14 protein-coding genes are annotated in these 14,085 nt (G+C 38.8%); all 14 read left to right on the forward strand.

What is annotated here, in order from left to right:
• Positions 1–337: 337 nt before the first annotated feature.
• Positions 338–1,501, forward strand: a complete 1,164-nt coding sequence (locus MRZ08_RS06690) for an aminotransferase class V-fold PLP-dependent enzyme (RefSeq protein WP_297380887.1) — start codon at positions 338–340, stop codon at positions 1,499–1,501.
• Positions 1,482–1,706 (forward strand): DUF3343 domain-containing protein, encoded by a 225-nt coding sequence (locus MRZ08_RS06695; RefSeq protein ID WP_297380889.1) that lies wholly within the window; start codon positions 1,482–1,484, stop codon positions 1,704–1,706. The genes MRZ08_RS06690 and MRZ08_RS06695 overlap by 20 nt, the downstream gene beginning before the upstream one ends.
• Positions 1,703–2,470 carry an acyl-CoA dehydratase activase gene (locus MRZ08_RS06700; protein WP_297380892.1) on the forward strand — a complete coding sequence of 256 codons (768 nt, stop codon included), beginning with the start codon at positions 1,703–1,705 and terminating at the stop codon, positions 2,468–2,470. The genes MRZ08_RS06695 and MRZ08_RS06700 overlap by 4 nt, the downstream gene beginning before the upstream one ends.
• The gene (locus tag MRZ08_RS06705) at positions 2,467–3,618 is read left to right on the forward strand and encodes a double-cubane-cluster-containing anaerobic reductase (RefSeq protein ID WP_297380895.1); all 1,152 of its coding nucleotides are present in this window, start codon (positions 2,467–2,469) and stop codon (positions 3,616–3,618) included. The genes MRZ08_RS06700 and MRZ08_RS06705 overlap by 4 nt, the downstream gene beginning before the upstream one ends.
• A 246-nt stretch (positions 3,619–3,864) precedes the next feature.
• Positions 3,865–4,659, forward strand: a complete 795-nt coding sequence (locus MRZ08_RS06710; RefSeq protein WP_297380898.1) for a hypothetical protein — start codon at positions 3,865–3,867, stop codon at positions 4,657–4,659.
• Between the two features lie 57 nt (positions 4,660–4,716).
• Complete coding sequence (locus MRZ08_RS06715; RefSeq protein ID WP_297380900.1) at positions 4,717–4,875, forward strand: hypothetical protein; 159 nt, start codon at positions 4,717–4,719, stop codon at positions 4,873–4,875.
• 57 nt (positions 4,876–4,932) lie between these two features.
• A complete protein-coding gene (gene cdaA, locus MRZ08_RS06720; protein ID WP_015777332.1) occupies positions 4,933–5,760 on the forward strand; it encodes a diadenylate cyclase CdaA in 828 nt (275 codons plus the stop codon).
• Positions 5,744–6,679: a CdaR family protein gene (locus MRZ08_RS06725; protein ID WP_297380905.1), complete on the forward strand. Its 936-nt coding sequence runs from the start codon at positions 5,744–5,746 to the stop codon at positions 6,677–6,679. The genes cdaA and MRZ08_RS06725 overlap by 17 nt, the downstream gene beginning before the upstream one ends.
• Positions 6,679–8,031 carry an HD domain-containing protein gene (locus tag MRZ08_RS06730; RefSeq protein ID WP_297380909.1) on the forward strand — a complete coding sequence of 451 codons (1,353 nt, stop codon included), beginning with the start codon at positions 6,679–6,681 and terminating at the stop codon, positions 8,029–8,031. The genes MRZ08_RS06725 and MRZ08_RS06730 overlap by 1 nt, the downstream gene beginning before the upstream one ends.
• A gap of 38 nt (positions 8,032–8,069) precedes the next feature.
• Positions 8,070–9,425 carry a trigger factor gene (gene tig / locus MRZ08_RS06735; protein WP_297380911.1) on the forward strand — a complete coding sequence of 452 codons (1,356 nt, stop codon included), beginning with the start codon at positions 8,070–8,072 and terminating at the stop codon, positions 9,423–9,425.
• A gap of 24 nt (positions 9,426–9,449) precedes the next feature.
• Entirely contained in the window at positions 9,450–10,043 is a 594-nt protein-coding gene (gene clpP / locus MRZ08_RS06740) for an ATP-dependent Clp endopeptidase proteolytic subunit ClpP (protein WP_015777336.1), read from the forward strand.
• 6 nt (positions 10,044–10,049) lie between these two features.
• Positions 10,050–11,264 (forward strand): ATP-dependent Clp protease ATP-binding subunit ClpX, encoded by a 1,215-nt coding sequence (gene clpX, locus MRZ08_RS06745; RefSeq protein ID WP_297380914.1) that lies wholly within the window; start codon positions 10,050–10,052, stop codon positions 11,262–11,264.
• A gap of 130 nt (positions 11,265–11,394) precedes the next feature.
• Positions 11,395–13,725 carry an endopeptidase La gene (gene lon / locus MRZ08_RS06750; RefSeq protein ID WP_297380917.1) on the forward strand — a complete coding sequence of 777 codons (2,331 nt, stop codon included), beginning with the start codon at positions 11,395–11,397 and terminating at the stop codon, positions 13,723–13,725.
• A partial coding sequence (gene yihA, locus MRZ08_RS06755; RefSeq protein WP_297380918.1) for a ribosome biogenesis GTP-binding protein YihA/YsxC occupies positions 13,722–14,085 on the forward strand: 364 nt, incomplete at its 3' end. The genes lon and yihA, both read left to right, overlap by 4 nt.

Consider the following 14,085-nt stretch of genomic DNA (forward strand, 5'->3'; position numbering starts at 1 on the left):
CTCCTGTAGGGAGTAATATCCTTTAATAATTTATCCAAATTACCTGCGGCAATCTTGGCATTGCAACCGCCGCATACTTCTAAGTTCTTCATAGGACCTCCTTCTAATATTCTACCGAATATTTTCTAAAAATACATCAAGAAAGGTTTTCATTAATTTTAGTTTCTATTATTAGATTATTTTATTGGATTTAGTATTAATAAAAGATAAGAGACTTAATTATTAACTCACTTCCTAAATAAATAATGGGCCTAGAAATTATGAAAAAGTTTTGACAAGGGGAGTAATATATTAGATAATAGGGGCGAGGTCGATATATTTTTAAAAGAGGTTCGCTATGATTTATTTAGACAATGCCGCAACTACCTTGGTCAAACCAGACCTGGTCAAGGAAAGATTGATAGAAAACTTTGATAAAATAGGAAATCCTTCGAGGGGCTTTAATAAAATTTCTTTAGATACTGGAAGGATGGTTCTTGATACAAGAATTAAGCTTGCAAGGCTTTTTAATATCAAAGATCTAAGAAGACTTGCTTTTACCGCAAATGCCACGGAGGCCCTAAACATTGCTATTTCTTCATTTATAGGAAAGAATGATCATGTAATAACGTCTCTTATCGAGCACAATTCCGTCCTCCGACCTCTTTATCTTAAGGAAAAGGAAGGAGCTGAGCTTTCCTTTATAGGACTTAAGGAGGGGAAAGAGGGGATCTTCGATTACGAAATGATGGAAGAGCTTGTGAGAAAAAACACCAAGGCCCTTGTTATAAGCCATGCTTCAAATGTTACGGGTAATATTACAGATCTTTCGATAGTTTCTGATTTTTGTAAAAAGCATGGGCTTCTTCTTATAGTAGATGCTGCCCAAAGTGCAGGTCTTATCGATATAGATGTTGAAAAATACGGTATAGACGTCCTATGCTTTACAGGCCACAAGGCCCTATACGGCCTAACGGGTACTGGTGGAATTTACATAAAAGAAGGACTTAATCCCAGAGCCATTAAGGTCGGAGGAAGCGGGATCAATTCATTTGATAAAGATCACCCTCAAGCTATGCCAGATGCCCTAGAGGCAGGGACCATCAATGCTTATGGTATACTTTCTTTAAATGCTAGCCTTGATTTCCTAAATCAAACTGGCCTATCTAATATTAGAAAAAAGGAAAAGGACCTACTTACATATTTTGATAAAAGCTTAAGGGAAATACCAAATCTTACAATTTATGGAGACAAAGATTTAGATAAGAGAGTTGGTATACTTGCGATTAATCCCTCAAAGATCTCAGCTAATGACCTTGCCCAAATCCTTGCCGAAAAATACCACATAGCTACTAGGGCAGGAGCCCATTGCGCCCCTCTTTGCCACAATGCTTTGGGGACAGAAGAAGCAGGACTCGTACGCTTCTCTCTTTCATATTTCAATAGCAAGGAAGAAATTGATGAAGCAATTAAGGCCCTAAAGGAAATTCTAGGAGATGATTATGATAGTAATAACATTTGATACGACTACAGATGCCATGATGATGGAGGCTTTCGCTAAGGAAAAAAAGCTTGCTGGGAAGATTATCCCCCTACCAAATGAAATATCCGCAGGCTGTGGCCTAGCCTTTAAGATAGAGACAGAAGATTTAGAGAAAGTCACAAAGACATTAGAGGAAAACTCAATTTCTTATGAGAAAATCCATAAGCTTGGAGTAGATCAATGAACTATGTAGGAATCGATATAGGATCAACTGCAAGCAAGGTATCTGTAATTGGAGATAAGGAAATTAATTTCGTAACTCCTACTGGCTGGTCATCTAAGGAAGTAGCTAATGATATCAAAAAGAGGCTCCTTGACGAAGGAGTCGACGTCGAAAATGAAAACACCAGAGTAACAGCAACAGGATATGGGAGGATAAGTGTCGACTTCGCTGATTTTGTCATAACAGAAATCACCTGCCACGCAAGAGGAGCGAGGGCCCTATCTGGCCTTGATAATCTGGCTGTAATAGATGTAGGAGGCCAAGACACCAAGGCAATCCTTATTGAAGATAAATTGGTATCTGAATTTCAAATGAATGACAAGTGCTCAGCAGGTACGGGCAAATTTATCGAAGTAATGGCCAACAAACTTGGGCTCACAATCGCCGAACTCTTTGACCTTGCCCAGAAAGGAGAGGCCATATCAATTTCTTCCATGTGCACGGTATTTGCAGAAACAGAAATCACTTCCTACGTGGGAGAGGGAAGGAAGAAAGAAGACATAGCAGCAGGAATAGTAAATTCCGTCGCCCAGAAAGTAAGCCAGATGTATAACAAAATAGGAGATAGCGAGATAGTAATCCTTACTGGAGGCTTAAGTCAAGTCCCATACTTTGCAGAAATCCTATCTCAAACAATTGGAAAAGAAGTAATAAACGTTAAGAACGGACAATTTGCAGGCTCGATTGGAGGAGCCTATCTATCGAAGGAGAAGAAAAAAAGATGACAGATTTAATTAAAGACTTACCAGAAATATTTGAAGAATTTGCCGACGCAAGAAAAAACGCCTTTCTAAGCGTAAAAGAATTAAAGGATAAGAACATTCCCCTAGTAGGAGCCTATTGTACATATTTTCCTGAAGAAGTAGCTTGGGCGGCTGGAGCAAGCACCGTTGGCCTATGCTCGACTAGCGATGAGACCATGGCAGAAGCAGAAAAGGACCTCCCAGCCAATCTCTGTCCCCTTATCAAATCATCCTATGGCTTCGCCAAAACAGACAAATGCCCATTCTTCTACTTCTCAGATGTCATAGTAGGAGAGACAACCTGCGATGGGAAGAAGAAAATGTACGAATTGATGGATGAAATAAAGCCAGTCTATATGATGAACCTACCTAACAAGCAAGACGAAAAGGCCAAAAGATACTGGGCGGAAGAAGTAGAAGAATTCAAAGAATATATGGAAGAAAAATTTGCCACAGAAATCACAGAAGAGAAGCTAAGAAAAGCGGTCAAATTAGGAAATGACATAAGAGATGCCCAAAAAAACATAGCCCAAACTATGAAACTTGATCCAACTCCAATGTCAGGCCTTGACCTCTTTCATGTTACATATGGTAGCCAATTTAATATGGACAAGGAAAAAATCCCAGGAGAGATCAACGCCCTAGCCAAAAGAATAATCGTCGAATACGATCCAAAGGCGAGAGAGAAAAAGCCAAGAATAGTAGTAACAGGTTGCCCAATGGGAGGAGCTACTGAAAAGGTGATCAAGGCCATAGAAGATAACGGTGGAGTGATAGTAAGCTTTGAAAACTGCTCTGGTGAGAAAAACTTCGATAGAAACGTAGACCTTGACCAAGAAGACATTATAAAAGCCCTAGCCAATAGATATATAGACATAGGTTGTTCTGTAATGAGCCCAGATACCAACAGATTCGAGCTTCTAGGAAGACTAATAGACGAATACCAGGCAGACGGAGTAGTAGAAATGGACCTAGTAGCCTGCCACACCTACAATGTAGAAAGGGAAAAAATCAAAAGATTCGTCCAAGAAGAGAAAAAAATTCCATACACCTACGTAGAAACCGACTTCGGCCAAGCAGACATAGGCCAACTAAACACAAGAATGGCCGCCTTTATTGAGATGCTTTAGGCTTATGATTAGGATTTGCTTACTTATCTTGTAGGAGTTAGACTGCTGAGGCTTTAGACAAAAACTTACGGGGGATGTTTTTTAAATATTATTCTTCTTGAACTTCTATAAAGAAAAATATAAATGAGAATTAAATATATATTAATTTAGCAAAGCTAGGAGAGAGAATTCTTTTCTAGCTTTTTTCGGGAAGAATTTCATATATTTTCTATATATAAGTAGAAATACTTATACTAAGGAGAGATTATGATTGTAAATCGTGTTAAGAAGACTGGGAATTTTACTACAATAGATAATGGCTACTTGAATGATGAAGACCTTTCCTTTAAGGCTAAGGGGATTCTCACTTATCTTTTGAGTCTACCTGATGATTGGGTTGTTCATATAGAGCAGCTTGTTACAAAGTCAAAAGATGGGATAGCCTCTTTTAGGACAGGCCTTGCTGAGCTGATAGATAAGGGCTATCTTAAAAGATATCCTGTTAAGGAAGACGGGGTGATAATCCGCTGGGAGACTGAGATTAATGAAAGCATTGAAATCAATTCAAATAATCCGCTCGGAGAAAATCTAGAAGTAGAAGATCAAGATCTTGAAAAAGAAGATGAAAATGACGATGAGAAGAATGTTACCCCAAAAGATGAGGAAATAGCTAATTCGGATAAGAAAGATGAAATAATACTCGGAGAAAATCAAGGTCTAGGAGATACACTTGTAGAAAATCAAGAAGTAGAAAATCCAAGGCTACTAAATACTAATACACTAATAACTAATAATACAAATGACTTAGTAGACAAAAGCCTCCTTACAAAGTTAGATAGGCTTTGGAGATCTCAGCCAGGGATTTTTTCTGATGAGGATATAATATCTAACCCGAGCTATTGTGAAGCTCTTTCAAAGTTGTTGGAAGACTATGGAAAAGACTTGGCTATTAAGGCCATAAAGAACGTACCTACTCTCGCTAAGAGGAGGAAGAATAAGATAAGGCTATCTTGGTTTTTAAGAGAGGGCAACTTCAGGAGGGCTTGTTTTATGAGAAGATAAAGCTTGATTTAACTAAAACTATTATCGTAAAATGGATATAAAGAAATTGAGGTAAATATGGATAAGGATACTAAGAATCTTCCTTACTGGCTTTCTTTGGGAGTCTTGTTTGGTATAATTTTTGGAGGGCTTCTTTATATGCTAGCTTTAGGGATATGTATTGGCGCTATGTTTGGTATGATGCTAGGAATATCTAGTAGCAAAAAGAAAAAATAATCTATCTTCTTCCTACCAATAAGCTTGTTAAATAGTACATTAATAGAAGGAGGAAGTATGAATTTTTTGGAAAATATTATTACGTCTTTGATGTTGATTAGGGTGACGGATATTATTGATATTGCAATTGTTGCCTTTGTTATTTATAAACTTTTCTCACTTCTAAGAAACACCAGGGCCGAACAGGTGCTTAAGGGGCTAATTTTTGTTTTGTTTTTCGCATCTATTGCGGATATTTTAAATCTTAATACAGTCTCTTGGGTGATGAATCAATTCTTGACAGTTGCTTTAGTCTTTATCATAGTTGTCTTTCAGCCAGAGCTTAGGAGCGCTCTTGAAAGGCTTGGTAGGGGTAGGAGTTTGTTTTCTAGTGAGAAGATCCAGAGGGATGAGAGAAGTATAGATGAGCTAGTTTCTGCTATGAGTTCTCTTTCTAGGCAAAAGATCGGAGCCCTTGTGGTTTTGGAAAGGGAGGTTGGTCTGTCTGATATTATAGAAAGTGGGACCAAGCTTGATAGTGATATCTCTTCAGAGCTTCTTATCAATATCTTTATTCCTAACACTCCCCTTCATGATGGGGCTGTAATTATCAGGAAAAATACCATTGCTGCAGCAGCTTGTTATTTGCCTTTGTCTTCTTCAAATACTATAGCCAAGGAGCTTGGGACAAGGCATAGGGCAGCTATTGGGATTTCCGAAAAGAGCGATTGTCTTGTGGTAATTGTATCAGAGGAGACAGGAAATATTTCTGTTGCAGAAAATGGTAAGATCAATAGATATTTTGATGAGGAAAGCCTAAGGATTAGACTTAAAAATGAGCTTGTAAATACTGACGACCTATTGAAGAAAGAAAAGAAGGGAGAAGTAAATGAAAAAGAAAAATGATGTGCAATTGATAGTCCTATCTGTTATCCTTGCCATTGTCATGTGGGCTTTTGTAGTTACTTCGACTAACCCTTCTGTAAATAGGACTTTTAGAAATGTACCAATCCTTGTCCAAAATAAGGACGCCCTAGAAGCTAGAGGCTATACAATAATTGGTCTCGATGAGACAAGTAATGTCAATATCAGAGTTGAGGGCACTAGGGATAAGATTGTTGGAACCAAGCAAAACGACATTCAAGCAAGTATAGATGTTAAGGATGTGAAGGAAGGTATCCAATCCGTTGGGGTTAAGGTAGATACACCAAGCGGGGTTGGGATTTCCATGGTAGATCCTCCTTCAATCAATATCAATGTCCAAAAGAAGGTAGAAAAGTCCTTACCTATCAACATTGTGATAAAGGATAGCCTCAAGGACGGAAGGTCTGTAGAGATTAACGAACAGTCAATCGAGGAAGTCACAGTCAAAGGACCTGTCTCTGCAATCAATCAAATCGATAGGGTTGAGGTAAATATCGACGAAGAAAGCTATCTAGACGGTAAAATCCACAATCTCGATATTCATATTTTGGATAAGGATGGCAAGGAAGTCACTGGTATCGAGAAGTCTAACGATGATATAAATATTTCCTTTAGGGCAGAGGAGACTAAGAGAGTTCCTATAAAAATGAGTTATTATGGTGAGCCAGCTGAGGGCTTCGAGATTAAAAATATAAGTCTTTCTCAGACAGAATGTGTCATAAAGGGAGATAGCGGGTCTCTTAAGTCAGTAGATGAAATCGAAACTTATCCTGTAAATGTAACTGAACTTAAGTCTGAGAAAAAGGGTGAAATCAAGCTTAATATTCCAGATGGGGTAAGTCTCTACGACGGGAAGAATCCAGTATCCTACAAGATAGAAGTAGGAAGAAAAGAAAAGTAATGAGACTTAAGACAAAGATTAATTACGAAAATATAATAGATAGATTAGAAGAGGCTGGCTTTAAATCTTTTCCTGTGGGAGGAGCTGTTAGAGACAGCCTTCTTTCTAGGGAAGTTTCTGATATAGATATCACAACTGATGCAAGACCAGAAGAGATCGAGGAAGTCTTTAGGGACTTTAAGCTTATCGATATTGGAAAGAGATTTGGAACTATCAAGGTTATAGTAGAGGGAGATGCATTTGAGATTACGACTTTTAGAAAGGAAAGTGCCTACAGGGACGGGAGACACCCCACGGAAGTTAGCTTTTCTGATAATCTGATTGATGATTTAGAAAGAAGAGACTTTACTATAAATGCTATGGCCTTTGACCATGGGGAGATCATAGATCCCTTTGGGGGACGAGCAGATCTTTCAAGAAAAGTTATCAGGGCTGTTGGAGATTCTAGAGAAAGAATTGACGAAGATCTCTTAAGAAGCCTTAGGGCGGTGCGCTTTGCCAATCGCTTGGGCTTTACTATAGAAGAATCCCTCAAGGAAGCTATTAGAGACAATGCAGGTAAGATTAATTCCATATCAAAGGAGAGGATAGCAAGTGAATTAAGTGAGATCCTAACTTCAGCTACTCCTTCCAGGGGTATAAGGCTTATGGATGAAGTAGGCCTCTTAGCTGAAATTTTCCCTGAAGTAAAAAGAACAATAGGCTTTGACCAACATTCAAGTTATCACGCAGATGATGTCTACGAGCACAGCCTAAAGGTCCTTGACGAAAGCCCAGCAGATCTTACCGTAAGGTTTGCTGCCCTCTACCATGATGTGGGCAAGGTCGATACCTTTTTCCTAGATGAAAGAGGAGAAGGGAGATTCTTCGGCCACCAGAATCTTTCAGAAGAGATGTTAAGAAAAAGGCTTAAGGAGCTAAAGTTTTCCAATAAATTTATAAGTGATGCGACAAGCCTTGTCAAAAGACATATGGACTGTTCCAATATTTACACGAAAAAGTCCATCAGAAAGCTTCTAAGAAGAATAGGCGAAGAGAATCTTAGACGTTTATTCGACCTACAAAGGGCTGACATCCTTGCTACCAAACATCCTGATTCTAGTAATATAGACCTTGGAGAAGAAATTCTTGTTGAGGTCCTGGTAGATGATATACCGAAGAAAAGGTCGGACCTTGCCATTGATGGCAATGACCTAATAAGGATGGGCTATCCCCAAGGAAAGATTATAGGAAATCTTCTAAGAAGAATCGAAGAAGAAATATTAGAAGAAAATTTAGAAAATAATAAAAAAGCAATCGAGGACTTTTTGACGAGAATGGGTAAAAATCTTGATAGCTTGACAAAGAAGTAGTATATTATTTCAATGAGTAAGAACACCAGGAGGAAAAAATGACAGAATTAAAATCACACGAAAATAACATAGCAAAATTCGAATTCGACGTGCCTTATGATGAGTTCAAAAAGGCAACTGACACTGTATATAAAAGAAACAAATCTAGATATAGGGTAGATGGCTTTAGACCTGGTCACGTTTCTAGAAAAGTACTTGAAAAAATGTACGGACCAGAAATCTTCTACGATGAAGCAATCCAAATAGTTTTCCCTAAACCATATGAAGAAGCTGTAGAAGAACTTGGCCTTGAAGTAATCGACCAACCATCAGTAGACCTTGATGATATCGAAAAAGGAAAAGACATCACATTTAAGGTTGAAGTTGAAACAAAACCACACCCAGAACTAGGGGATTATTCAGAACTAATCGTTGAAGAAGTATCTAGCGAAGTAACAGACGAAGATGTTGAAGCAGAACTTAAGAAACAACAAGACGAAAACGCAAGACTTGTTCCAGTTGAAGATGGCGAAGCAAAAGAAGGCGATACAGTAAATATCGACTTTGATGGTTTCCTTGATGGAGAAAGATTTGAAGGCGGTAAGGCAGAAAATTACGACCTAGTTCTTGGATCAAATACCTTTATCGAAGGTTTTGAAGGACAAGTAGCAGGCCATAAGGTTGGAGATAAGTTTGACGTTAATGTAACCTTCCCAGAAGATTACCAAGCTAAAGAATTCCAAGGAAAAGATGCTAAGTTTGAAGTTGAAATCAACTCAATTACAAGAAAAGAACTTCCAGAACTTGATGACGAGTTTGCGAAAGACATCTCAGAATTTGATACACTTGACGAATTAAAGAACAACCTAAGAGAAAAGCTTGCTGAAGATAAGAAAGATTACGCTAAAAACCTAATCCAAAACCAAGCAATTGAAGCTTTAGTTAAGAAATCTGAAGTAAGCGCACCAAGACCAATGGTTGATGCTGAAATCGACTATGAACTACAAAACCTAGACCAAAGACTTCAACAAATGGGTATTACCCTAGCTCAATATATCGAGATGACAAAGATGGATATCAACCAAATCCGTGACCAATACAGAGCTCAAGCAGAAGCTAGAGTTAAGGCAAATCTCGTTATAGATGAAGTTGCTCTTAAAGAAGGTATAGAAGTTACAGAAGAAGAAAAAGAAAACGAAATCAAAGAAGCAGCAGAAAATTATGGAGTAGAAGATCTTGAGAAATTCAAAGAGCTTTTCGCTAAAAACATCTCTGATAAGACTCTAGAAGAAAATATCATGAGAAGAAAAGCAGTTGAACTTCTAACAGAAAATGCTAAAGCTCTTCCTCACGAAGAATACCACAAGGCAGTTGGTGAAGAAGATCACGACCACGAGGAAGGCGAAGATAAATAAGCTCCATTTAGATAAGGAGATAAAATGATTCCTAAAAATTATTTAGTACCAACAGTTGTAGAACAAACAAATAGAGGCGAGAGAGCCTATGATATATATTCAAGACTTCTAAAAGACAGGATAATCTTCCTATCAGGTGAAGTTCGTGATGAAATCTCAGATATTATCATAGCCCAACTACTCTTCTTAGAAAGCGAAGACCCTGACAAGGACATCCAATTTTATATCAACTCTCCTGGTGGAGTTGTAACAAGTGGACTTGCTATATACGATACAATGAACTACATCAAACCAGATGTATCCACAATTTGTATAGGTCAAGCTGCATCAATGGCAGCAGTCCTTTTATCATCAGGAGCTAAGGGAAAGAGATACTCCCTACCTAGCTCAAATATCATGATCCACCAACCTTCAGGTGGTGCCCAAGGTCAAGCTAGTGATATTGTGATACAAGCTGAACAAATAATTAAGATTAAAGAAAGACTAAACAAAATCCTTTCTGATAATACAGGACAAAGTCTAAAGAAGATAGAAAAAGATACCGATAGGGACTTTGCTATGACAGCAGCTGAAGCGTTAGAGTACGGTCTTATCGATAAAGTAATTGAAAGTAAGTAGGAATAAATGTCTGATTACGAACAAAAAGAAATAAGATGTTCTTTTTGTGGCAAGGATAGCTCACAAGTTAAAAGAATTATAGCTGGTCCTAATGCTTATATTTGCAACGAATGTGTCGACTTATGTCACGAGATTATAGCCCAAGAGACTAATTCGTCGTCTGAGTTTTCGGCTGACATCGACCTATCAACACCAAAAGAGATCAAGGACTTCCTTGACTCTTATGTTATAGGCCAAGATGATGCCAAAAAGACCCTTTCTGTTGCAGTATATAACCACTACAAAAGAATTAATAGCAATGAAGAAGATAGCGACATAGAGCTACAAAAATCAAATATATTAATGCTAGGTCCAACTGGTTCAGGAAAGACCCTCCTTGCCCAAACCCTTGCTCGCAAGCTAAATGTACCTTTTGCTATAGCAGATGCGACAAGCCTTACTGAGGCAGGTTATGTAGGTGAGGATGTGGAAAATATAATCCTAAAGCTTGTCCAAGCCGCAGATTATGATATAGACATAGCAGAACGTGGAATTATCTATGTAGATGAGATAGATAAGATTACTAGAAAAAGCGAAAATCCTTCTATAACCCGTGATGTGTCAGGGGAAGGCGTCCAACAAGCCCTCCTTAAACTAATTGAGGGAACTGAGGCCAACGTACCTCCTCAAGGAGGAAGGAAGCACCCTAGCCAGGAGTATATCCAAGTGGATACGACAAATATCCTTTTTATCCTAGGCGGAGCCTTTGATGGGATTGAAGATATAATAAATAGGAGACTTTCTGAAAAGACCATTGGTTTCGGGGCAAGTGTTACGAGAAATGCTAGCGCAAGCCTTAAGGAAGTAAATACAGAAGACCTCCTTAAGTACGGACTCATTCCAGAGTTTATAGGAAGGGTGCCTATAGTCGTAAGCCTTGATGCTCTAGAAGTTGACTCCCTAGTCAAAATCTTAAAGGAGCCAAAAAACTCCTTCGTAAGACAATACCAAAAGCTCTTCGAGCTTGATGGTGTTAAGCTTACCTTTGAGGATGAGGCCCTAGAAAAGATTGCTGAAAAGGCCTACAATCAAAAGACTGGTGCTAGAGGACTAAGGACCATAATGGAAAATCTCCTCCTAGATCTCATGTTTGAAATTCCTTCAATAGATGATCTAGAAGAAGTGATTGTCACAAAAGAGTCTATAGATGATAAGGAAAAATTAGTTTATAAGAAAAGATAGAAAGATGGGGTTGTTGCCGAATGAACAATCGTCCAGATATCATTAACAAATCTCTATTAAAGATTATGCTTAATGAATGACGATAGTATTCATAAATTTGCAACAGCCCCATTTTATAGCGAGGTAAAAGATGACAGATGTTTATGATAAAGTTAATAATAAATATCCTCTTATAGCCCTAAGGGGCTACTGGCCAATGCCAAGTACCTTCCTAAGTTTTGATGCCAAAAGGAGTATTTCAGTAAATGCAGTTGAAGATGCAAGGCTTAGAAATACTAATCTGTTTTTGGTAAACCAAAAGGATGTCTTCGATGACAATCCCAAAAAGGAAGGCCTCTATGAATTTGGTATAGTTGCGAGCATAAAAGATACCTTCGAGCTTCCAAATGGTGTTACTAGAGTCTTTGTAGATCCTATAGGAGTGGCAAGACTTGATGATTTAGAAGTATCTGAGGGCTTTCTAAAAGCTAGTGTAAGCGAATACCACTACAGGGAAGAAGAGGAGAAAGATAAGGAAAATCTCCTATCCCTAAAGAAAATCTTGATCGATGACTTCAAGGAATATATCAGCCTTGATAACAATGCTCTTGATGAAATAGCCTACAGTCTAATTGAGATTGACAACTTCCACAGGTTAGTAGATGTGATAACCTTCCACCTAGAGCTTGCTCCAAAGGAATATTACCAAATCCTAGAAACTATTGATACAGAAAAGAGGATGCTTGCCCTCCATGAGATAATCACTAAGGAAATAAGCCTTAAGAAGCTATCCAAAGAGATTGAAAAACAGGTCCAAGATAATATTAACAAGAGCCAAAAGGACTATTATCTAAGAGAGAAGATGGAAGTCCTAAAGAAAGAAATCAACGAAAATAATGGAGAGGCCAAGTCCGAGGCTGATTATTATAGGAAAAAGATTAAGGCTATTAAGCTTGATAAGGAAAGTAAGAAGTCACTAGAGAAGGATATAGAAAGAATCGATTCTCTACCAGAGATGAGTCCTGACTATGGAGTTTTGTCTGCTTATCTTGACTTTGTAGTATCTCTTCCTTGGAATAAGCTTAGCAAGGATGTAATAGATATCAAGAGAGCAGAGAAGATTCTAGACGAAGACCACTATGGCCTTGAAGATGTAAAGGAAAGAATCCTAGAATCTATTGCAGTTAGACAAAAAAACAAGAACTCCAAGGGATCTGTGATTTGCCTAGTAGGACCTCCTGGTGTCGGAAAGACTTCTATAGCCAAATCCATAGCCCGTGCCCTTGATAGGAAGTTTGTTTCTATGAGACTCGGTGGAGTGACCGACGAATCTGAAATCAGAGGCCACAGGAGGACCTATGTAGGAGCTATGGCAGGTAGGGTCCTTGCCAATATCGACAGGATCAATGTCAAAAACCCAGTCTTTCTCCTAGATGAGATCGATAAATTAGGTTCAGACTTTAGGGGAGACCCATCAAGCGCCCTCCTAGAAGTCCTAGACCCAGAACAAAACGATAAGTTCATCGATAGATACCTAGATATTCCTTTCGACCTATCAGATGTCTTCTTTATCACAACAGCAAATGACGCCAATGAAATCCCTGATGCCCTCTATGACAGGCTAGAAGTAATAGAGTTATCAGGTTATACAATAAGTGAGAAGGAATCCATCGCCAAGAAATACCTAGTAGCTAAAGAGATGGAAAACAATGGTCTTAAGGAAGATGAAATTACTATATCAGATGCAGTAATTGAAAAAATCATCAAAAACTACACCAGAGAAGCGGGTGTAAGAGAACTTGAAAGATTGATTGCCAAGATTTGTAGAAGAGCAGTCAAAGAAATCCTTGCTGGCAAGGATAAGGTTCGTGTATCTATGCAAAATTACACGAAATACTTAGGCAGGGAGAGATTCTTCGATGATGCAATCGAAAAAGAAGACCAAGTAGGTCTTGTAAATGGACTCGCCTGGACCTCTGTCGGAGGAACTATGCTAGCAGTTGAGGCAAATGTCATGGAAGGTAAGGGAAATGTCGAGATGACAGGATCCTTGGGAGATGTCATGAAAGAATCCGGTCAAGTAGCCATGGCCTATATTAGATCCAACCAAAGTGACTTAGGAATCCGTGGGAAGTTCTACGAAAATAAGGATATCCATGTCCACTTCCCAGAAGGAGCTACTCCAAAAGATGGGCCTTCTGCAGGAATCACTATGACCACCGCAATGGTATCAGCCCTTACAGGAAAGAAAGTAAGAAGCGATATAGCCATGACTGGAGAAGTTACCATCCGTGGAAATGTCCTACCAATAGGAGGCCTTAAGGAAAAAGCCCTCGCAGCCTACTCCTACGGAATCAAAAACGTCATAATTCCAAAAGAAAATGAGAGAGATACAGAAGATATACCAAAAGAGATCAGAGATAAGATTAACTTCATCACAGTCTCCAAGGTTTCTGAAGTCATAGAAAAGGCCCTAGTATGAAGATAAAAAACATTGAACTAGAACAAGTTGCAGGATTTAGGGAGCAATGGCCAAGTGAAGACCTTCCTGAGCTTGCCTTTGTCGGAAGAAGTAACGTAGGCAAGAGCTCTTTTATCAATTCCTTCCTGGGCAGAAAGAAGCTTGCCAAGACTTCCTCTGTCCCAGGTAAGACCAGGACGATCAACTTCTATAGGATAAATGACAAGTTTAGGCTAGTAGACCTACCAGGCTACGGATATGCCAAAGTAAGCAAGAAGGAGAAGGCCAAGTGGGATAAGCTAATCAACGAATATCTCCACCAAAGAGAGACCCTAAGAGAAGTCTTCCTCCTAGTTGATATAAGACACGAGCCAACAGCTC

Origin of the sequence: Anaerococcus sp. (assembly GCF_022770135.1) — a bacterium.
Lineage (GTDB): Bacteria > Bacillota > Clostridia > Tissierellales > Peptoniphilaceae > Anaerococcus.